17 protein-coding genes are annotated in these 21,474 nt (G+C 67.8%); 6 read left to right on the forward strand and 11 right to left on the reverse strand.

Annotated features, from left to right (window positions below):
* Window positions 1-152 precede the first annotated feature (152 nt).
* The 9 genes from G6N61_RS05665 to G6N61_RS05705 all read right to left on the reverse strand — a co-directional run bounded on the left by G6N61_RS05665 (window position 153) and on the right by G6N61_RS05705 (window position 11,985).
* A complete protein-coding gene (locus G6N61_RS05665) occupies window positions 153-2,090 on the reverse strand; it encodes a cellulase family glycosylhydrolase (protein ID WP_163917642.1) in 1,938 nt (645 codons plus the stop codon).
* A 465-nt stretch (window positions 2,091-2,555) separates the two neighbouring features.
* Window positions 2,556-4,532: a cellulase family glycosylhydrolase gene (locus tag G6N61_RS05670; protein WP_163917643.1), complete on the reverse strand. Its 1,977-nt coding sequence runs from the start codon at window positions 4,530-4,532 to the stop codon at window positions 2,556-2,558.
* Window positions 4,533-5,074: 542 nt separating this feature from the next.
* Window positions 5,075-5,587 carry a Dps family protein gene (locus G6N61_RS05675; RefSeq protein WP_163917644.1) on the reverse strand — a complete coding sequence of 171 codons (513 nt, stop codon included), beginning with the start codon at window positions 5,585-5,587 and terminating at the stop codon, window positions 5,075-5,077.
* Window positions 5,588-5,682: 95 nt separating this feature from the next.
* On the reverse strand, window positions 5,683-7,470 hold the full coding sequence (locus tag G6N61_RS05680; protein WP_163917645.1) for a DUF2339 domain-containing protein: 1,788 nt from the start codon (window positions 7,468-7,470) through the stop codon (window positions 5,683-5,685).
* A 70-nt stretch (window positions 7,471-7,540) separates the two neighbouring features.
* The gene (locus G6N61_RS05685) at window positions 7,541-8,200 is read right to left on the reverse strand and encodes a response regulator (protein ID WP_163917646.1); all 660 of its coding nucleotides are present in this window, start codon (window positions 8,198-8,200) and stop codon (window positions 7,541-7,543) included.
* Entirely contained in the window at window positions 8,187-9,341 is a 1,155-nt protein-coding gene (gene macS / locus G6N61_RS05690; RefSeq protein ID WP_179973576.1) for a MacS family sensor histidine kinase, read from the reverse strand. Before macS ends, G6N61_RS05685 begins: the two co-directional genes overlap by 14 nt.
* A gap of 34 nt (window positions 9,342-9,375) precedes the next feature.
* Window positions 9,376-10,137 carry an amino acid ABC transporter ATP-binding protein gene (locus G6N61_RS05695; protein WP_163917647.1) on the reverse strand — a complete coding sequence of 254 codons (762 nt, stop codon included), beginning with the start codon at window positions 10,135-10,137 and terminating at the stop codon, window positions 9,376-9,378.
* Complete coding sequence (locus G6N61_RS05700; protein WP_163917648.1) at window positions 10,134-11,060, reverse strand: amino acid ABC transporter permease; 927 nt, start codon at window positions 11,058-11,060, stop codon at window positions 10,134-10,136. The genes G6N61_RS05695 and G6N61_RS05700 overlap by 4 nt, the downstream gene beginning before the upstream one ends.
* Window positions 11,061-11,100: 40 nt before the next feature.
* Window positions 11,101-11,985, reverse strand: a complete 885-nt coding sequence (locus tag G6N61_RS05705; protein WP_163924618.1) for an ABC transporter substrate-binding protein — start codon at window positions 11,983-11,985, stop codon at window positions 11,101-11,103.
* A gap of 211 nt (window positions 11,986-12,196) precedes the next feature.
* On the opposite strand from G6N61_RS05705, the gene G6N61_RS05710 reads away from it, so the two are divergent.
* From G6N61_RS05710 to G6N61_RS05735, 6 genes are all read left to right on the forward strand, one after another.
* Entirely contained in the window at window positions 12,197-12,868 is a 672-nt protein-coding gene (locus tag G6N61_RS05710; RefSeq protein WP_179973577.1) for an HdeD family acid-resistance protein, read from the forward strand.
* Between the two features lie 90 nt (window positions 12,869-12,958).
* Window positions 12,959-14,407 (forward strand): cytochrome ubiquinol oxidase subunit I, encoded by a 1,449-nt coding sequence (locus G6N61_RS05715; protein WP_163917649.1) that lies wholly within the window; start codon window positions 12,959-12,961, stop codon window positions 14,405-14,407.
* Between the two features lie 9 nt (window positions 14,408-14,416).
* Window positions 14,417-15,475, forward strand: a complete 1,059-nt coding sequence (gene cydB, locus G6N61_RS05720) for a cytochrome d ubiquinol oxidase subunit II (protein ID WP_163917650.1) — start codon at window positions 14,417-14,419, stop codon at window positions 15,473-15,475.
* A gap of 23 nt (window positions 15,476-15,498) precedes the next feature.
* The gene (gene cydD, locus G6N61_RS05725; protein ID WP_163924620.1) at window positions 15,499-17,103 is read left to right on the forward strand and encodes a thiol reductant ABC exporter subunit CydD; all 1,605 of its coding nucleotides are present in this window, start codon (window positions 15,499-15,501) and stop codon (window positions 17,101-17,103) included.
* Complete coding sequence (locus tag G6N61_RS05730) at window positions 17,090-18,628, forward strand: amino acid ABC transporter ATP-binding/permease protein (protein ID WP_163917651.1); 1,539 nt, start codon at window positions 17,090-17,092, stop codon at window positions 18,626-18,628. The genes cydD and G6N61_RS05730 overlap by 14 nt, the downstream gene beginning before the upstream one ends.
* Complete coding sequence (locus tag G6N61_RS05735) at window positions 18,625-19,098, forward strand: DUF4190 domain-containing protein (protein ID WP_163917652.1); 474 nt, start codon at window positions 18,625-18,627, stop codon at window positions 19,096-19,098. Before G6N61_RS05730 ends, G6N61_RS05735 begins: the two co-directional genes overlap by 4 nt.
* On the opposite strand, the gene G6N61_RS05740 is transcribed toward G6N61_RS05735, so the two are convergent.
* Window positions 19,095-20,003 carry an acyl-CoA thioesterase II gene (locus tag G6N61_RS05740; protein ID WP_163917653.1) on the reverse strand — a complete coding sequence of 303 codons (909 nt, stop codon included), beginning with the start codon at window positions 20,001-20,003 and terminating at the stop codon, window positions 19,095-19,097. The two genes, G6N61_RS05735 and G6N61_RS05740, sit on opposite strands and share 4 nt — an antisense overlap.
* Window positions 20,004-20,028: 25 nt before the next feature.
* Window positions 20,029-21,450, reverse strand: coding sequence for a pyruvate kinase (gene pyk, locus G6N61_RS05745; protein ID WP_163917654.1), 1,422 nt, complete (start codon window positions 21,448-21,450; stop codon window positions 20,029-20,031).
* Between the last annotated feature and the right edge of the window lie 24 nt (window positions 21,451-21,474).

Below are 21,474 nucleotides of genomic sequence, written 5' to 3' on the forward strand. Positions count from 1 at the left end.
CAGCAGACACCATTTCAAAACCCGTCCAGTGTGAGTTCGAATCTCACCGAGGGCACCATCTCGCGTGACGGCCGCGGAATGACATCCCGACGCAGTACCGCCGCGACCCCCGTGGGAGATCGCGGCGGTACGTAGCCCGGCGGGACCGACTATCAGTCGTCCGACCCGCTGCTCGAGGAATCCGAGGACGAGCCCGCCGAACTCGTAGAGCCGGCCTTCGACTTGTCCGCACCGCTGTCGGTCGTGGACTTCGTGGTCTTGGCCTCCGGCGTCTTGGCCTCGGTCTTCGACGCGCTGGTCGAGTCAGAGGCGTCCGACTTCGTCGACGAGGTGGTCGAGTCGCTGGTCGAATCAGAGGAGTCCGACTTCGTCGAACTCGAGCTGTCACCCGACTTCGTCGACGTCGCCGACTCGGTCGACGGCTTCCCCTCGCTGCCGTCGACCGACGTCGGCTCGTCTGGCTGCTCGTCGACCGGTGCCGGCTCCTCCGCCGTCACGTCGGGAACGGCCACCTCGGGCGCCACTACCTCCGGCACCGATACCTCGACGACCGCAGGCGCCTCGACCGGTGTCTCCACCACAACCGGATCCACGTCCGCGACAACGGGTTCGACGTCAACAGGCGCCGCGGGTTCGGCCGACACGGTGTCGATGCCTTCGTCCGCCACGACCGTGGCGTCGCCCTCCGGTTCCACCGTGGCGGCCAGCTTGCCCGCGACGGTCGGTTCGGGCTCGGTCAGCGCCAGCGTGGCGACCGTGGCGGCCGGGGCCGCGGGACGCAGGAAACCGAACAGGTTGGAGATCGCGTTGACGAATCCCTGGATGAACCCGCTCGGATTGAACAGGTTGCCGATCGCCGCCTGGAACGACTTGGCCATCTGCGCCATGGCGGCGAAGAACTGCGCCAGCGGGTTGGACGGGGTTCCCGTTCCCGGTCCCGGCGGCGGAGTGGTGGTGCCGGGGGGATGAGCGGCGATCCAGTCCTTCAGCATCTGGGCCGCGTCCTTCGGGTTGCCGACGAGGTCCCACAGCCCGAAGAAGTTCTCGAGATCGGCTGGATTCTGCGGGTTGACGAGGAAGTCGCGGACGGTGTGCAGGAACACGGGACCAACGACGTCGGGGTCGTAGGTCTGCCAGTGATCGAGCAGGTCCTTGATCCACGCGGCCTGCTGCGCTTCACTCACCCCGGCCGGTCCCGTCGCCACGCCGTACTCGGTGATCCACACTTTCTTGCCGGTGACGAGAGCCATGATCGCCTCGACCTGCTGGCGAGGGGTCAACACCGTCGCCGGGCAGCTCGGACACGAACCGGAGTACTTGATCTGGTCGCCGTAGGGATGCACCGAGAGAGCATCGAAGAAGTCGGCGGCGCCCGCAGCGAGCATCTTCTGCACGAATTCGACCGGGCTCACGGTGAATCCGGGGAACGTCTGCGTAGCGCCGACTGCGCCGGCGACCACGGTTGCCGTGGGATCGATCGCCTTGAGGACGGGATAGACCGCCTTGAGGAGGTTGGCATAGGCCACCGGGTCGATCGGGTTGAGGAACTGGAAGTAGTTGGGCTCGTTCCAGATCTCGTACGCCGAGACCGTGCCCTTGTACCTCGTCGCGAACTTGGACATGAAGTCCTTGAACAGATTCGCGTTGGGCACACCCGATCCGAGCGGGAGGTTGGGGCCGTTGGCCACACCCCACACGGGGGTGCCGTTCACCTCGGCAAGGACGCCCATGTTTCGCGCCGCGGCCGCGCTCATGATGTCGTCGATGCTCGACCAGTTGAAGAAGTTGTCGACCGGTTCGACCAGCCCCCACGGAACGAAGACGCGAATATTGGTGACGCCGATGGCCAGCATGTCGTCGAGTTGCTTCTCGATCGCCGCCTTGGGCTGTCCGTACAGCGGCGACGTCGCGATGCCGACTGTGCTTGGCGTGGTGGTGATCTCGGCGACGGTTTGGAACTTCGCCTCGGCGAGACGAGGCGGTTCCATGAAGAGACCACTGGCGTAGGCGCTCGCAATCGCCACGGGCAGCGCAGCGAGGACACTGCGGGTCGCGATGCGGCGAAGCAAACGCTCCTTGGACTTTGCCATTCCCTGATTCCCCTTGTCTTAGAGGTTCGAATTGTCGGCACCGTCAGCCGATGCGCTGAATTTACAACTCCGTCAGCAAATTTGCATAATCAAAATCAAAACAGGGAAATGGTCTTGAAATCGGCCGACTTTGCTTCGTCGAATAACGCAAAGAATGGCGACCATGGCGAAATTAGCGACGTTAGCCTCGTCGCCATAAGGTCTGTTACGGGAGTGACTCCCGCGTGAATGTCTCCAGTTCAAAGCCATGCACAGACGAGCCGATCGGCCACTTGGATTTCGGTATTGCCGCTACCAAAACGGGTTTCAGCAATGAATGACGCGGTCCTGACCGTCCGGTCGGTGCGGCGCTCGAGAATTGTGACAGCCACGGTCACAAATAACATAAGTCCGCTTGGCAAACGCCAAACGCCACGGTCCCTGCGAGGCAGGGGCCGTGGCGCGTCGGCGGGTCGATTAGGTCGGCTAACCCTCCGCTTCTGATCCTGGGTCGGACGTGGCTGCTCCGGTCGAGACGAGTCCCGACCTGGATCCCGAGCCCACGGCGGCGCCCGCGCGTTGGTCATGCCGGTGTCCCGACTTCGACGTCCCAGAATCGGGGGTCGACTTCCGCACCGACTTGGAACCCGCCTCATCGGATCCGGCCGGATTGCCCGTGGCATCCCCCGCCTTCGCCGGCTTGGCGGAATCCTGCGCGGTCGACGAGTCGCCGGCCGCCGGTTTGGCGTCACCCGACGGTTCCGGAGTACCCGTGGCCGGCTTGGGCCCGGCTTCTTCGGCCGCATCGTCGGCCACTGGCTCGGCCACCGTCGGATCCGTATCAGGTTGTGTCGTCGCCTGTTCGGCGACTTCCGGATCAGTGGCCTCCGGCTCGGTCACGACGGGCTCGGTCACGACGGGCTCGGTCACGACGGGCTCGGTGACGACGGGCTCGGTCACGTCCGGCGCCGGGGCCTCCGGCGCCACGTCGGCGTCAGCGGCGATCGGGTCCGCACCGGCGTCGGTGGTCCCGTCCCCCTCGATCGGCGAATCGCTTTCCGTCACCGTCGAAGCCGGCTCGGCCCCCTCGGCCACCGTGGCATCGGCGGCTGCCGCCAGATCGGCCAGCTTGGCTTGCACGGAGGACTCCACGGCCTCGGTTGCGACGAGCGTCGCCGCAGGCGCAGGAGCGGCGAACTGCGCGAAGAAGTTGGCCAGGGCCTGCGCAATGGCTTGTGCCACCGCCTGCGCCACCGCGGCGAAGAACTGCGCGATCGGATCGATCGGGTTCCCCGGATTGCCCGGGTTACCTGGATTTCCCGGTCCCCCTGGCTGATTGGCGGCCAGCCACTTCTTGAGCATCTCGGCGGCGGCCTTCATGGCACCGGCCTCGGTCCAGAGTCCGTAGTAGTCGTGCGGATTGGTCGGGTTCAGCGCATTCGGGGTGTCGCGCCCGGTGTACAGGAAGATCGGACCGACCAGGTCTTCGTCGTAGGTCTGCCAGTGATCCAGCAGATCCTTGATCCACGCTGCTTGCTGCTCCTGCGTGAAGGGTCCGCCGGGGGTGGTGGGCAAGCCGTATTCGGTGACCCAGACCTTCTTGCCGTTGAGCATGTCCATGATCGACTCGACCTGCTGACGCGGCGTCAGCACCGTCGGCTGGCACGTCGGGCACGACCCGGAGTACGCGATCTCCTCGCCGTACGGGTGAACCGAGAGTGCGTCGAAGTAGTTTGCGGCGCCGGCTGCGAGCATGCGTTGCACGAACTGAACGGGGTCCATGGTGAAGGACGACGTCTGCGTTGTTCCGACGGCGCCGGCGACCACGGTGGCGGTGGGATCCAGGTTCTTGATCACCGGATAGACGGCCTGCAGCAGCGCCGCGTAGGCCTCCGGATTGATCGGGTTCGAGAACTGAACGTAGTTGGGCTCGTTCCAGATCTCGTACGCCGAGACCGTTTCGTCGTACCGATTGACGAAGTCGCGCATGAAGTCGGTGAACGCCCCGACGTTCGGAGTGTCGGCTCCCAATGGGAAGCCCGGAGCGTTCGGGTTCGGTCCAGCCCACAGCGGAGTCGCGTTCACCTCGGCCAGCACGCCCATGTTGCGCGAAGCCGCGGCGGTCATGATGTCGTCGATGTGGCTCCAGTCGTAGGTGTTGTCCACCTGTTCGACGAGTCCCCACGGCACGAAGACACGGATGTTCTGCACGCCGATCGCCTGCATCTCGTCGAGCTGCTGGTTGATCTGAGCCAGCGTCTGCCCGTAGAGGGGCGAGGTGGCGATGCCGACTGTCGTTGGCGAGACCGATATCTCAGCCACCGGGAGGTAGTCATAGGCGGCGAGTCGCGGCGGCGAGGTGAAGATGCCACTCGCATAAGCCCCGATCATCGCGACGGGAAGCGCGGCAATCACCGTCCGCGTCGCGAGGTTGCGGAGCAACCCGGCCTTCTTCTTGCTCATCGAGGCTCCTATGCACATTCGTGATTCGTCGACTGCGTCAACGTGGTGGCCCAAACCTAATCATGCGGCAGCAAACCTGTACAGCTATTGATCAGAACTTCCTGATGAGTTTGCTCAGCGGTTTTCAGCACAAGATCGAACGGGCCTGAATCACGGCGGATAGGTGCAGATTTAGCAAATACCGGCGAATGGAATCAAATCGGACCTGTTTGCAGACTCAAAGGTCACAAACCGCGCCATAACCCCTGTTTGAAGCACCTGCAGCGAACTCGAGTCCGCGCGACTAGAGTGACCGCAACACACCCGGGAGGTCCCGGTGGTGGCTACCGGCAATAACTACTCTTAGGTAGCTTTTCACCGGGGCTGCGAAGCAAACCTAAATTTACTTAGCCGCCAATAACGGTGGCAAGCATCTGGTTAATCGATAGTTACGCTCATCACGCGCCGATCACGGGGCGTGAGACAGCGCGCACCAACGAAGACACGCCGCCCGCTACGTCAGCGGGCGGCGTGCAACGTGGCCGTGCGTATGAGTCCTTCGACTAGACCTTGCGATTCTCCGACTTGATCAGCCACGCGAGCTTCTCCAGCCCGTCGATGAGCTGGTGCAAGACGTCCGCGGTCGTGGCGTCCTCGGCATCGACGTCGTCGTGGACGGCGCGCATGGTGTCGACCGCCGCGTACACCCGAGTGGTCACCAGATCGACGGTCTCCGCGGTGCTCACCTCGTATGCCGGGAACCGGGGTAACGAGGTGCTGGCCGCGACGGTGTCGGACCGTCCGTCCGGCACGCCGTCGAGTGCGCGAAGTCGCTCGGCGATCGTGTCGCTGCCGGTGCGGGCGAAGTCGACCAATTCGTCGAGTTGCAGGTGCAGATCGCGGAAGTTGGTACCCACGACGTTCCAGTGCGCCTGCTTGCCCTGTAGGTGCAGTTCGATCAGGTCCACGAGCACGCGCTGCAGATTCTCCGCCAGGCCTGCCGAGGCTCGGAATCCGGTCACGTCGGCCTCGTCGCGGCGCTTGGTGTCGGTGGTGTTGGTGGTGGTGTCGACCATCGTCTGCTCTCCCCTCGTCTGTCGAGTACGAACTCGTCTGCCGGGTTCAACAGCGCCACCGCGGCCAGTGGTGGCGATTGCCGCCGTGAGAGTCCTCACACGCGCTGGTCCTGATGCGTCAGCATCCGCGCATACCCGGCTCCCATGCCGAGCAGGACGAGCCCGACGACGATGAACACCACCACGCGGAAGATGCCGTCGAGGGTGCCCAAGTCGAAGACGAACAGCTTGGCCATCGCCGCCGCAACGAGGGCGAGACCGCCCACGAGCGCCGCCGAACGCTCCGTGCGCGGCATTCGAGCGGCAATCCACAGCAGACCGGCCGCCACGCCGATCCACACGATGGTCGCCGCGACGTGGCCCGCGTAGAACCCGGCACCCTCACCACCGACGAGGACGCCCGATGTCACGAACAGCACGGTGCTCGCATACAGCGCGGCGACGCCGCAACCGCCCCAGACGATTCGAGTGACGTCGGTACCGGGATCGGGCCGGTGCGCCAGCGACCAGACGATCGCCGATGCGCACGCGATGACGAGGACGCTGGTGATGAGTGTCGACACGGCGATCGCGCCGGTGACCTCCGTGGGCGCCACCAGTGCGTCGACCGATGCGGATTCCAGGTAGAAGAGCCCACCCACCGACGCAAAGGCGACCGCCGCACCGTCGGCCAGACCGCTGTGCCGTCCGGCCACGGCCAGAACGCACGCCATCGCCACGAGGACGGGCGCGGCAACCGGGCCGTCGAACGCGGCGATGACGGCAACCAGACCCGCAACCGTCGCCAGAGCCGTCCAGACCCGGCGGACCGACCGCGTCACTCCCGGCAACTCGCGGCCCAGCAGCACGATGCCGAGGACGACGGCTGCGAGCGAGGCGTCCAGGACGGCCGACGTCACACGGTCGGCGACCAGGGGCAGTGCCAGCACCGGCAACGAACCCACCGCGCCGAGCACCGCCGTACCGACGGGACGATTGCCGTGCGGCAGCAGGAGAAGTGCTCCGACCACTGCGAGCACGGCGGCGATCGCACAGGCTCCGGATAGCCAGCCTGCCGACGACGGCGCTGCCGCGATCAAGGCGACCAACAGGGGCAGCGTGGCGACCGCGATGCGGGCGGCGTGCATCGCCGTCCAGTCCCTGCCCAACTGAACCGGCAGGGCTGCCGCCGACAGGGACAGGAGGAATGCGACCACCAGCAGGGTCAGATCCCCTGCGACCGCAGGCGCCAGGGCGAGCAGCGGTACGAGCACGAGCAGCCCCAGATGCTCGGAGTTCCACCGTCGGGCCAGGGTGAGTCCCCCGCCGGCCACCAGGGCCGCGATCACGAGGCCCGCCGGCGGCGGCACCCACGCGTAGATGGTGGTCACCGCGACGACGTCGATGTACGCGGCCGCGATACCCGTTGCCGCCAACGCGATCGCGCCCACCCGACCACCTGGCCTGCGGTTCAGCCGGCAGCTGGTGGCCACCAGACCCGCGGCCAGGACGGCACCGGCGCCGACGCGGACGCCCGGCGCGAGGATGCCCGCCTGGGCGGCCAGTACCAGGAGCAGTGCGATGCCGATCAGTGTCACCGCCACTCCCGCGACGGCGAGTGCCTTGCCGATCCATCCCTCGGATCGCTTTGCGGCGGAATGCCTTTCGGGTGGCGGCGCAACGGGTCGCGGCAGAGGCTGCTGCGGAACCGGCGAACCCGCCGCCCAGTACGGTGCGACGGGCACCGCAACCGGCGGCGCGTACGAGCCGGCGGTGTCCGCGCGACGCTCGGCGACGATGCGGGACAACTCGTTGAGGTCGGCAGAAGCCCGGGCGAGGTAGCTGGCCATGACGGCGAAGTCCGAGGAGAGTCTGCCGATCACGACCTGGTCCGATTCGGTCATACCGCCATGGTTTCAGTCTGCGGTGCCTCCGCGGATGAGTAGTACTACCTCAAAGTCCAGGGTGCGTCGGTCAGTCGTCGAGGCCGTGCTCGATCGCATACCGGGCCAGCTCGACGCGGTTGGCCACCTGCAACTTTCGGAAGGTCGCCTGCACGTGGTTCTCCACCGTGCGATGACTCAACGACAACCGCTCGGCGATCTGCCTGGCAGTCAGCCCCTTCGCGACGTATCGGAGTACGTCGGTCTCCCGTTCGGTCAACCGCGGCGTCGACGGGCCGGCGTCGGGCGTCCGGGCGATCCGCCGGTACTCCCCGAGCACTAGACCGGCCAGACCGGGGGTGAACACTGCCCGGCCCTCCGACGTGGCCGCAACCGCCTGTGCCAGTTCGGTCTTCGATGCGCTCTTGACCAGGTAGCCCAATGCGCCCGCCTTGACCGCCTCGAGGACGTCGTCGCGTTCGTCGGACGCCGAGAGCACCAGGACCCTGCTCCCGGGCGACACCTCGAGGACCGCCGCGGTCGCTTGCGTTCCGGTGCCGTCGGACAGACGCATGTCCATCACGACGACGTCCGGCTTGACCACCCCGGCACGTCTGCGCGCGGACTCGACGCCGTCGGCGGTGGCGATCACGTCGAAGCCCTGCTCTGCCAGATCCCGCGCCACGGCGTCGCGCCAGATCGGGTGGTCGTCGACGACCATCACGGTCGGTGTCCGATCAACCTCGGTCATGGCGCCCTCCCCGTCGCGGCACGGTCAACTCCCATTCGGTCCCGGCGCCGGGTTCGGTCGTCAGCACCGCCGTGCCACCGAGCGAATGTAGCCGACCAACAATGGATTTCGCGATGCCCAGACGCCCTTCGGTGACCGCCTGTTCGAGCCTGCCCGCGGCGATGCCGACGCCGTCGTCCCGGATGCTGACCACCACCGCGTCGTCGAGGTCCTCGAGCAGCAAGTACGCCCTGACATCCGGCCCGGCATGTGCTGCAACGTTGTCCAGCGCGTTGGCCACCGCAGCGGCCAACTCCGTTGCCACGGCTGCGTGCAGCGGCACCGGGTCGGCGGGCAGGCTCAGCGACACCCGGTCGGTCTGCCGCGACCGCAGCAGCGCGGCCACGTCCACGGTCTCACCCGGTCCCGGCGTCTCCGCGCTCCCGTTGCTGACCAGCCGACGCAACGCCCGCTCCTGCTCGGCGGCGAGTTCGGCCAGTTCGGCGGTGTCCCCGCCGATCTCACGGCCGCGCCGGGCCACCAGCGCCAACACCTGTATGGCGCCGTCGTGCACCTCGCGCGACAGCCGCTCGCGCTCCTCCAGCGCCGCTGCCAACCGAGTCGCCTTCTCGAGTTCGGCGTGGGCCCGGCGGGCGGTCAGGGCCGCCATCCCGACCGCGAGACCCACCGCGAGTTCGATGACGATGGTCGCGTTGCGGCCCAGGTTGATGCTGACGTAGCCCTTGTAGGCCGCGTTCGCCGCCATCACGACGAGCCCGGCCAGCATTCCCCCGACGGGTCCCAGCAGGATCGCCGCCGAGATAGTGGCGTTGGTGGCCCACAGCGTGGTCGGCCACGACTGGTTGTCCAGCACCCACTGATCCGACGCCACCAGCTTCGTCGAGAGCACCAATGCGACGACCACCAGCAGTTCGGCGCCGACCCACGCAGGCCGCCGGCCGAAGCCCTCGAGGTAGGCGAACCCGCACGCCGCACTCCAGACGAGCAGGACGACGAACAGTCCCCAAGTCAACCCGTGGTGTTCCAGGTCGTCGTTGACGACGACCTGGAAGTACGCCGCGTAGCCACAGCTGAGGAGACGGAACCCCTGCGCGGCACGCCACAGCGGCGCGGCGGGGTCGGGTGCCGCCGGTTCGCGCATGGCTCCTACTACACCACCCGGCTATACCACCCGGCTACATGACCTTGGACAGGAACGCCTTGGTGCGTTCGTGTTTCGGGTCGGCCATCATCTCGCGCGGGTTACCCCGTTCGACGATGACGCCGGCGTCCATGAACACCAGGTCGTCGGCGACCTCGCGCGCAAAGCCCATCTCGTGGGTGACCACCAGCATGGTCATGCCCTCGGTCGCCAATTCCTTCATGACCTCGAGCACCTCGCCGACCAGCTCGGGATCCAGCGCGGAGGTGGGTTCGTCGAACAGCATCAGCTTGGGGTCCATCGCCAGTGCCCTGGCTATCGCCACCCGCTGCTGCTGACCACCGGACAACTGGGCCGGGTAGGCCTCGGCCTTGTCGGCCAGGCCCACCCGGTCGAGCAGTTCCCGACCCCGCTCCAGCGCCTTGTTCTTCTTCAGGCCCTTCACGTGAATGGGCGACTCGATGACGTTGCCGAGAGCCGTGCGATGCGGGAACAGGTTGAAGTGCTGGAACACCATGCCGATCTCGCGTCGCTGTTTCGCCGCGTCCCTCGGGGCCAGCTCGTGCAACTTGCCGCCGCGTTCGCGGTAGCCGATGAGGTCCCCGTCGACGTACAGCCGGCCCGCGTTCACCTGCTCCAGGTGATTGACGCACCGCAGGAACGTCGACTTCCCCGACCCCGACGGACCCACGATGCACAGCACCTGCCCGCGTTCGACCTCGAGCGTCACGCCCTTCAGCACGTTAAGGGCGCCGAAGTTCTTGCACACCTGTTCGGCGCGCACCATCGGCGTCATGCCGCACCCGTTCCCAACTGCGCCTTGGCCAGCGCCTCGAGTTGCTTGGTGGTGAGCTTGCGCGACGCACCACGGGAGAAGTACCGCTCGAGGTAGAACTGCCCGACCATCAGCACGCTGGTGACGATCAGGTACCAGGTGGCGGCCACCAGGAGCATCGGCACGGGTTCGAAGGTACGCGCAGCAATCTCGCGACTGGCGATGCTGTACAGGTCGAACGCGTAGGGCACCGCGGTGACCAGCGACGTGGTCTTCAGCATGCTGATGACCTCGTTGCCGGTGGGCGGGATGATCACCCGCATCGCCTGCGGCAGCACCGTCCGGCGCATCGTCATCACCCACGACATGCCCAGCGCCGTCGACGCCTCGCTCTGTCCCTCGGGCACCGATGTGATTCCCGCTCTGATGATCTCGGCCATGTAGGCCGACTCGTTGAGCGCGAGCCCGAGGGTCGCCAGCAGGAACGGGATCGACAGACTCTGCACGTCCAGCTGGAAGAACGTCGGGCCGAACGGCACCCCGATCTGGATCTTCTGGTAGATGACCGGGATCAGGCCCCAGAACACCAGCTGCACGTACACCGGGGTGCCGCGGAAGATCCAGAGGTACACCCACGACACCGACCGGAACACCGGGTTGGGTGACAGACGCATGATCGAAAGCAGCACGCCGAGCACGATCGCGAGCACCATCGAGTAGACCGTCAGCTGCAGGGTGTTGGACACCCCGAGCAGGATGCGGTCGTTGAACAGGTACTGCAGGTAGGTCTTCCAGCCGTAGGCCGGGTTGGTCGCCGCCCCGTACAGGAACAGCCCGACCAGGACGACGATGACGATCGCCGCCACCCAGCGCCACGGATGCCGCAGTGGCACGGCGTCGATCGCCGCGGGTCCGCCGGGTGGCGACGACGCGTCAGAGGTCATCGGGCATGACTTCTCTTCGCGCAAGCGCTCATCGGGAGAATCAGCTGACCGCGCCGTTGATGACGGGCTTGTCGATCATGCCGTTCTCGACACCCCAGTTCGATGCGATGGTCTTGTAGTCACCAGTCTCGATGAGGTGCTCGAGCGCCTTCTGCAGCGACTGCGCGAGCGGCGAGCCCTTCTTCACCGGCCAGCCGTAGGGTGCCGAGTCGAAGATCTCACCGGCCTGCTCGAGCTTGCCGTTGCTCTGCTTGATCGCATACGAGATCACGGGCGAGTCCGCCGACATGGCGTCGGCCTGGCCCAGCACGACGGCGTTAGTGGCGGCATCCTGGCCGTCGAACGGGATGATCTCGATGGCGGGCTTGCCGGCATCGGTGCACGCCTTGCTCTTGGCGGGCAGTTCGTCGACCTCCTGGGTCGTGGTCGCCTGCACCGCGACCTTCTTCCCGCACGCGTCGGTCGGGTTGATCCCCGCACCCGGCTTCTGCGCCCAGCTGGTGCCTGCGGAGAAATAGGTGACGAAGTCGACCGAGGCCTCGCGCTCCTTGGTGTCGGTGAACGAGGACATGCCCACGTTGAAGCTGTCACCCTGGATCGACGGAATGATCTTGGCGAAGTCCGCCTCGCGGTACTCGGGGGTCAGACCGAGCGTGGCGGCGATCGCGTTCATCAGGTCGACGTCGAAGCCGACGATCTTGCCGGTCTCGTCCTTGAACTCGTTGGGCGCGTACGGGATGTTCACACCGACGATGAGCTTGCCGGAGGACTTGATGTCCTCGGGAACGGTGTTGGCGATCTCGTCGACCTTGCTGGCATTCGCCGCAGTCGTGCTCGTCGACGGTCCTGCACTGTCGGTGCTCGACGAACACCCGGAAACGATCAGTGCGCCGCTCGCGGCGACCGCCGCGGCAAGGCGCCACATCTTTCCAACTGACACGAGTTGCCTCTTCTTTCTTCGTCGGGCCGTCGTCGTCCCCTCCAGCGGAGGAGGTTAACGACCGTTGAGCCAGCACGCATGGCCGGTAACGGAACATTAACGACCTTCGGTAGTCGGTGACGGCGTTATCGCCCGCTACGGGCGTGTACGAACGCGAATCGGCCCTCCCCCGATGACCCTGTGGAACACTGCGGGCATGACAACCCACGCGGGCCCAAGTCTGTTGCCCCACCTGTGGAAATCGGCTCTCGTCTCGGGCGTGTTGGCAATCGCCCTCGGCATCGCGGTGGTCGCGTGGCCGGACATCTCGATCGCCGTCGCGGCCATCTTCTTCGGCGCCTATCTCCTCATCACCGGCATCCAGCAGGTGGTGTTCGCATTCAGCCTCGACGTGGCGGCGGGCGGGCGCGTGCTGCTGTTCATCAGCGGCGCGGCATCGCTGATCTTGGCCGTGCTGGCGTTCCGGCACCTGTACGACGCCGTCCTGCTGATGGCGATCTGGATCGCGATCGGCTTCATCTTCCGTGGCGTCGCCACGACGATCTCGGCGATCAGCGACCCGACGCTGCCCGGGCGTGCCTGGAACGTGTTCGTCGGCGTCATCAGCCTGATCGCGGGCGTGGTCGTACTCGCCTCGCCGCTGACGTCAATGGAGACACTGGCGCTGGCGGTCGGTATCTCGCTGATCGTCATCGGGTTGTTCGAAGTGGTCGCCGCCATCGGCATCCGGCGCACGACGAACGCACTGCACCACGTCGGGGCCCACACCGGGGCGCACCCGGTGTCTCCCACCACCTCCGCGCCGGTGGCCTCCGACCCGGTCGCGCCCAGCCCCGACGCACCGCCTGCGAAGGACACCACCAGCTAGAAGAGGCGTTCGCCACTTTCCTGGGACCCGCGGCCCGCGCCTACTACGATGTGTCGTAGGTAGGGCAACGGGGCCCCGAAAGAGGTGCACATGGACGCGCTCGACGTCTCTCGATGGCAGTTCGGCATCACGACCGTCTACCACTTCATCTTCGTTCCGCTGACCATCGGACTGGCACCACTGATCGCGGCGATGCAGACCGCGTGGGTCATCACCGGCAACCCGGCGTGGTACCGACTCACGAAGTTCTTCGGCAAGCTGTTCCTGATCAACTTCGCGCTCGGCGTCGCCACCGGCATCGTGCAGGAGTTCCAGTTCGGGATGAACTGGAGCGAGTACTCCCGATTCGTCGGCGACGTCTTCGGCGCCCCCCTGGCGATGGAGGGGCTGGTCGCGTTCTTCTTCGAGTCGACCTTCATCGGGCTCTGGATATTCGGCTGGACCAGGCTGCACCGGCTGGTCCACCTGGCCTGCATCTGGATCGTCGCGATCGCCGTGAACGCATCGGCGTTCTTCATCATCGCGGCGAACTCCTGGATGCAGCACCCGGTCGGCGCACGGGTGAACCCGGAGACGGGTAGAGCCGAACTCACCAGCATCGTCGCTCTGTTCACCAACAACACCGCCACGGCTGCGTTCTCGCACGCAGTGGCGGGTGCGTTCCTCACTGCCGGGACGTTCGTCGCGGCCGTGTGCGCCTGGTGGCTGGTGCGCACACTCGACCGCGAGCAGGCGCGGACGATGTACCGTCCCGCAACCATCATGGGCTGCCTCGTCGCCCTCGTCTCCGCGGGTGCGCTGGCCTATACCGGCGACGTGCAGGGCAAGCTCATGTTCGAGCAGCAGCCGATGAAGATGGCGTCTGCGGAATCGCTGTGCCACACCGAGACCGACCCGGACTTCTCCATCCTCACCGTCGGCAGGCACAACAACTGCGACAGCGTGACCCATCTCATCGAGGTGCCCTACGTACTGCCCTTCCTGGCGCAGGGCCAGTTCGAGGGCGTCACGCTCGAAGGCGTCAAGGATCTGCAGGAGCGCTACGAGACCCAGTTCGGTCCCGGCGACTACCGGCCGAACCTGTTCGTCACCTACTGGTCGTTCCGCGCGATGATTGGCCTGCTCGCGGTACCCGCGCTGTTCGCGGTCGTCGCGCTCTGGCTCACCCGCCGCGGGCGCCTCCCCAGGCAGCGGTGGTTCGCGACGTTCGGACTGCTCACCCTGCCCACGCCGTTCCTCGCCAACAGCGCAGGCTGGATCTTCACCGAGATGGGACGGCAGCCCTGGGTGGTGGTGCCCAACCCGACCGGCGACCAGGACCTGCGACTGACCGTCGCCCAAGGCGTGTCGGGACACTCGGTCGGTCTAGTGCTGACGTCGCTGATCCTGTTCACCGCGCTCTACGCGGTGCTCGCGGTGATCTGGTTCTGGCTCATCCGCCGGTACGTGGTCGAGGGTCCGCTCGAGCACGACGCCGAACCCACCCCGCCCGCGCCACCGGGGGACGACGCCGTCGCTCCACTGTCGTTCGCGTACTAGGAGCACGACATGGCACTTCAGGACTTCTGGTTCATCGCCCTGGCCGCACTGTTCCTCGGCTTCTTCGTGCTCGAGGGCTTCGACTTCGGCGTCGGCATGCTCATGCGGTGGTTCGGCGGCTCGAACACCGAACCTGGTGGCGATGCCGACGACCGCGAACGGCACCAGCGGGCCGTGCTCAACACCATCGGACCGGTGTGGGACGGCAACGAGGTCTGGCTGATCACCGCGGGCGGCGCCATGTTCGCCGCGTTCCCGGCGATGTACGCCACCCTGTTCTCCAGCCTCTACCTGCCCCTGCTCGCAATCCTGCTCGGCATGATCGTGCGGGTCTGCGCCATCGAGTGGCGCGGCAAGATCGACGACCCCCGCTGGCGCAGCTGGGCCGACGGCGCCATCGCGGTCGGATCGTGGCTACCCGCCGTGCTGTGGGGCGTGGCGTTCGCCGCGATCGTGCGCGGGCTTCCCGTCGACGCCGACGAGCAGATGCACCTCGGGGTCACCGACCTGCTGAACGGCTACACGCTGCTGGGCGGGCTGGCGACCGCGGGCCTGTTCGCGTTCCACGGTGCGGTGTTCATCCGCCTGAAGACCGAAGGCGCCGTGCGCGTTCGGGCTACGCACTTCGCCGCGCTGCTCGGCCTCCCGGTGACGGTCGTCGTCGCCGGCTTCGGCCTGTGGACGCAGGTGTTCTACGGCAAGGACTGGACCTGGCTGGCGTTCGGCATCGCGGTGGCCGCGCAGCTGACCGCCGTGATGCTGGTGTGGGGACGCGGCAGCGACGGCTGGGCATTCGCCTGCACGGCCGCGGTGGTCGCCTCCGTCGTGATCCTGCTCTTCGGCTCGCTCTACCCGAACGTGATCCCCTCGTCACTCGATCCGGCGTGGAGTCTGACCGTGGACAACGCGTCGTCGGCGCCGTACACGCTGACCATCATGTCGTGGGCGGCACTGCTCATCACGCCGTTGGTGATCGGCTACCAGGGATGGACGTACTGGGTGTTCCGGCAACGGATCTCGGCCGAGCGGATACCCGACCCCATCGGGCTGTCACGGCGCACGCGATGACACCGGCGACCTACTCCCCCGCCATGCGGCGACACATCGCCGCGTCGGTGGGCTGCGGAACCGTCATCGCGGCCAGCGCCATCGCAGGCGCCGTCACGCTGGCACACGTCGTCGCGGGGATCGTCACGGACCCGCCGAGCCGCACCCTCGATCACTGGTGGCCGGCGATGGCGCTGCTGTCCGCGCTGTGGCTCGTCCGTGCAGCCGCCCAGTGGGCCCAGGCCAGGCTGAGCCAGCACGGCGCCACGGCGACCATCGCCGAACTCAACCGCGACGTGCTCGCACGGGTCACGGCGCTGCCACCCCGGCGCCTCGCCGAGGTCCGCGACGATGCCGCAGTCCTGGTGACGCACGGCCTCGACGGCCTGCGCCCGTACTTCACCCGGTTCCTGCCTGCCGTCGTGCTCGCGGCGATCGTCACCCCGGCCGCGGTCGTCGCGATCGCCTGGTACGACCTGCAATCCGCGGTCATCGTCCTCGTCGCGCTGCCGCTCATCCCGTTGTTCATGGTGCTGATCGGCCTCGTCACCCGGGACCGGTCGGCGGCGTCACTCGCCGCGATGGGCACGCTGCAGTCCCGGCTGCTCGACCTCGTCGCCGGCATCCCCACGCTGCGCGCGCTCAGCCGCGCCGACGGCCCTGCGGTGCGCATCGCGGAACTCGGCGATGCCCACCGACGCTCGGCGCTGGCCACCCTGCGGATCGCGTTCCTGTCGTCACTCGTCCTCGAACTCCTCGCCACCCTGGGCGTCGCGCTGGTCGCGGTCAGCGTGGGGCTGCGTCTGGTGTTCGGCGAGGTGGCGCTCGCCGACGCGCTCACCGCGCTGGTGCTGGCCCCCGAGGTCTTCTGGCCGCTGCGCCGCGTCGGCACCGAATTCCACGCCGCTCAGGACGGCAAGACCGCACTGGAGCGGGCACGCGCCCTGCTCGCCGAACTCCCCCAGCCCTCCGCCGGGGACTGCACCGTCCCCGGCGCCGCGGTACACGTCCGCCTCGACGACCTGAGCGTCGCCGGCCGTGACGGACTGGCGCCCCACGGCCTCGACGCCGACCTGCCACCCGCGGCGGTGACCGTGCTCGCCGGACCCAACGGTGCGGGCAAGAGCACCGTGCTGCAGGCGATCCTCGGACTGACCCCGCCGACTTCCGGCCGCGTGCTGATCGACGGGTGCGACGTCACCACACTCGACCGCGCCGCGTGGTGGGCCAGGGTGGCCTGGCTCGCGCAGCGACCGGTGCTGATCCCGGGCACGATTCGAGAGAACCTGGAACTGTTCGGACCACTCGAGGACATCGCATCGGCCTGCGCGGCATCGGGTTTCGACGAGGTGCTCGCCGAGCTGCCGGATGGGCTCGACACTCCCGTCGGACGCAACGGCGTCGGGCTGTCACTCGGGCAGCGCCAGCGGCTCGGCCTGACCCGCGCACTCGGCTCCTCCGCGCCGGTGTTGCTGCTCGACGAACCGACGTCGCACCTGGACGCTGCCTGCGAGGCGCGGGTGTTGGCCGCGATCGTGGACCGCGCACGCGCGGGAGCGACCGTCGTCGTCGTCGGCCACCGCGACGAGGTCAAGGCCATCGGCGATCACGTCGTCCAGGTTGGAGGTGAGGTCCTTGTCCACCACTGACGTGTCCCCGGTCCGCTTGACCGCGACGGCATTCGACCTGCTGCGTCCCCGGCTGCCCCGGCTGGCGGCCGCTGCCGCACTCGGCGTGGCGTCGCTCGGCAGCGCGCTGGGGCTGGCAGCGGTGTCGGCCTGGCTCATCGCCAGGGCGTGGCAGATGCCGTCGGTGCTGGACCTCACGGTGGCGGTGGTCGCCGTACGCGCACTGGGCATCTCACGCGGTGTCCTCGGCTATTGCGAGCGACTCGCCACCCACGACACCGCGCTGTGTGCCGCCGGTTCGGCACGTACCCGCCTGTACCGCCGACTCGCCCACGCGCCCAGCGAGACGGTCATGCGCTGGCACGGCGGTGAACTCGCGTCGCGGCTGGGCGGGTCGGTCGACGAATTGTCGGACGTACTGGTCAGATCCGTGCTTCCGATCGTGGTCGCCGCGGTCCTCTCGACGGCCGCGGTGGCCGCGCTGGCGTTGATCTCCGTCGGTGCGGCGCTGGTGCTGGCCGTCAGCCTCGCGGTGGCGGGGTGCCTCGCACCGTGGCTGTCCGCCCGCGCCGCAGCAGCCGAGGAGGACGTCGCGGCCGAACACCGGTCGGCCCGGGACACCGCGGCGATGCTCGCGCTGGACCACGGGCCCGAGCTGCGGGTCGCGGGCCGCCTCGACCACGTCGTCGCCGAATGCGAACGCAGTCAACGCGATTGGGGTGCAGCATCCGATCGCGCCGCCCTTCCCGCTGCCGCGGCCGCCGCTGCGCCGATCCTCGCCATCGGAGCCAGCGTGCTCGGCGCGATCGTCGCTGCACTGTCGCTGGGGTCCACGTTGGCACCGACCACGGCGGCGATCCTCGTCCTGCTGCCGCTGTCGGCATTCGAGGCGACGACGGCACTGCCCGCCGCCGCCGTCCACCTGGTGCGGGCACGCATCGCCCTGCAGCGCCTCACCGACCTCACCGCACCCCAGCCCACCCGTCAGCGGCCCGCCGTTGCGGCACCCGACGTGGTCGCCGGTGACCGCCTCGCGGTCGTCGGTCCCAGCGGCGCGGGCAAGACTACGCTGCTGCTGGCGATCGCGGAAGCACACCGGGTTTCCGGCGAGGCGGGCTTCTTCCCCGAGGACGCCCACCTGTTCGACACGACGGTGCGGGACAACCTGCTCGTCGCGCGCGGGAACGCGACCGACGCAGAACTGCACGCCGCGCTCGACGCCGTCGGACTCCGGGCCTGGGTCGACGGCCTTCCCGATGGCCTCGCCACCGTGCTGCACGGCGGCGCAGCGGCCGTCTCCGCCGGACAGCGCAGGCGACTGCTGCTGGCCCGGGCGTTGGTGTCGGACTTCCCGATCGTGCTGCTCGACGAGCCGACCGAGCACCTCGATGCCGCCGCCGCACAGCGCATCACGATGGATCTGCTGACACCGGGTGCCCTGTTCTCCGCCGACCGCGCAGTGGTCGTCGCGACGCATCAACTGCCCGACGAGGCATGCTGTCCCGTCGTGACGGTGGGCCGCGACGCGTATTCTCGGCAGGCATGACCGGGTATCCGGGCGGATATCCGCCGCCGCCACCGCCGCAACAGCCATACCCCGGCTACGGGGGCTACCCGTACCAGTACGGATCGCCGCCGGTGGCGCCGCGCAACGGCTTGGGGATCACCGCACTCGTCTTGGGCATCGTCGGGCTGCTGTCGTTCTGGTCGGTGCTCGGCGGCGTCGTGTTCGGTGTCGCCGCCGTGATCATCGGCATCGTCGCCCGCGGCCGCGTCAAGCGGGGCGAGGCGAACAACGGCGGAATAGCGGTGGCCGGCATCGTGCTGGGCGCCGTGGCCGTCGTCGTCTCGCTGGCCTTCATCGCGGTGTGGGCCGGCGTGTTCCGGGAAGTCGGTGGGACCGACTACCTCGACTGCGTGTCCCGCGCCGGGTCGGACCAGCAGGCGCTCGACGGGTGCATCGACCAACTCACCGATCGGGTCGACGGCCAGTTCAGCACCACCCCGTCGCGCTAGCGCTCGGGGAAGTACTTGACGATGCCCTCCTGGACGACGGTGGCGAGCACGCGTCCGGACTCGTCGAAGAAGTGCCCGGTGCCCAGTCCGCGGGATTCCGCGGCCACCGGCGACACCGTCGAGTAGAGCACCCAGTCGTCGAACCGGATCGGGCGGTGGAACCACACCGAGTGGTTCATCGTGACGGCGAAGATGCGGTCGAAGCCCCACGACAACCCGTGGGTGGTGATGATCGAATCGAGCACGGTCGTGTCCGACGAGTACACCAGCGCCGCGGCGTGCAGCACGGGGTCGGCTGGCATCGCGCCCTGCGACTTCATCCACACCCGGTTGTGCGCGAGGCTCCCGCCGCGATCGCGCATGACCCACGCCGGGTCGTTGGTGTAGCGCCACTCGATCGGCCGCAACGCGTTCGCGAAGTGCGGCACCGTCTCCTCGTACCCGCGCAGCAGATCGTCGATCCCCGGCAGGTCGTGTGGGGGCGCGACGTCGGGAACGTCGACGTCGTGTTCGAGGCCACGCCCGCCGGACAGGTGCGACACCAGAGCCGACCCCAGCAGCAGGCCACCCTGGGTCACGTCGACGCGACGGTTGGCGAAGCGCCGCTCGTCGCGCAGACGGACCACCGTGAACTCGAGGTCCACCTCGGGATCGCCGCCGGCGATGAAGTGCATCGACAGGGCACTCGGCGGCAGCCGGGCATCCACCGTGCGGCTGGCCGCCACGAACGCCTGCGCCATCATCTGGCCACCGAACGTCCGAACGGGGTTCTTGCTGGGGTGCGACCCGGTGAACGCGTCGTCACCGACGCGGGTCAGGGCGAGGACCCGCAGCAACTCCAGGAAGTCGGGATGCGACGGGTCACCGACGGGGGCCTCGGGGCCGGACGACGAAGGGCCTGACAACCGAAGGGCCTCCTGGGATCACTCGTTACGCGTGGTCGTCCTCGCCGATCCGGTGCACGTGGATCAGGTTGGTCGAGCCTACTGTGCCGGGAGGGGCACCTGCGACGATGACCACCAGGTCGCCGCGCTTGTAGCGGCCCAGTGACAGCAGCGACTCGTCGACCTGCCGGATCATGCCGTCGGTGGTCTGCATGTGCGGAACGATGAACGTCTCGGTGCCCCACGTCAGCGCAAGCTGGCTGCGCACCTCGGGCAACGGCGTGAACGCCAGCAGCGGCAGCGGCGTGTGCAGCCGGGCCAGCCGCTTGACCGTGTCGCCGGACTGGGTGAACGCCACCAGCGCCTTGGCGTCGAGCCGCTCGCCGATGTCGCGCGCCGCGTACGAGATGACGCCCCGCTTGGTGCGCGGCACGTGCGTCAACGGCGGAGCAGCCGTCGAGTTCTCCTCGACGGCGGTGACGATCCGGGCCATCGTGCGGACGGCCTCCAGCGGGTACTTGCCCACCGACGTCTCGCCCGACAGCATCACCGCGTCGGCGCCGTCGAGGACGGCGTTGGCGACGTCGGACGCCTCGGCCCGGGTGGGGCGGGAGTGCTCGATCATCGACTCCAGCATCTGGGTGGCGACGATCACCGGCTTGGCGTTCTCGCGCGCCATCTGAATCGCCCGCTTCTGGACCAGCGGCACCGCCTCCAGGGGCAGCTCCACGCCGAGGTCGCCGCGGGCCACCATGATCGCGTCGAACGCGAGGACGACGGCTTCGAGGTCCGCGATGGCCTCGGGCTTCTCGAGCTTGGCGATCACGGGCACGCGGCGGCCAACGCGGTCCATGACCTCGTGGACGAGTTCGATGTCCGACGGCGAGCGGACGAACGACAGCGCCACCAGGTCGACGCCGAGCTGCAGCGCGAACTCCAGGTCGGCGATGTCCTTCTCCGACATGGCGGGCACCGAGACGTTCATGCCGGGCAGCGACAGGCCCTTGTTGTTGCTGACCCGTCCGCCCTCCGTGACGGTGCACACCACGTCGTTTCCGTCGATGTGCTCGACGACGCAGCCGACGTTGCCGTCGTCGATCAGCAGGCGGTCACCGGGCGAGGCATCGTTGGCGAGCTGCTTGTAGGTGGTGGACACCCGGTCGTGGGTGCCCATGAAGTCGTCGACGGTGATCCGCACCGTCTCGCCTGCGGTCCACAGCGTGGCGCCCGTGGCGAACCGGCCCAGCCGGATCTTGGGTCCCTGCAGGTCGGCCAGTATGCCGACGGCACGCCCCGTGGCGTCCGACGCGCTGCGCACGCGGTTGTAGTTGGCTTCGTGGTCGGCGTGGTCACCATGGCTGAAATTGAGCCGGGCGACGTCCATGCCCACCTCGACGAGGGACTTCACCATCTCGTCGGTGCCTGTGGCCGGACCAAGGGTACAGACGATCTTTCCGCGTCTACTCACGTCTGGTGAGCATAGTCCCTAATC

Origin of the sequence: Mycolicibacterium arabiense, from assembly GCF_010731815.2 — a bacterium.
GTDB lineage: Bacteria > Actinomycetota > Actinomycetes > Mycobacteriales > Mycobacteriaceae > Mycobacterium > Mycobacterium arabiense.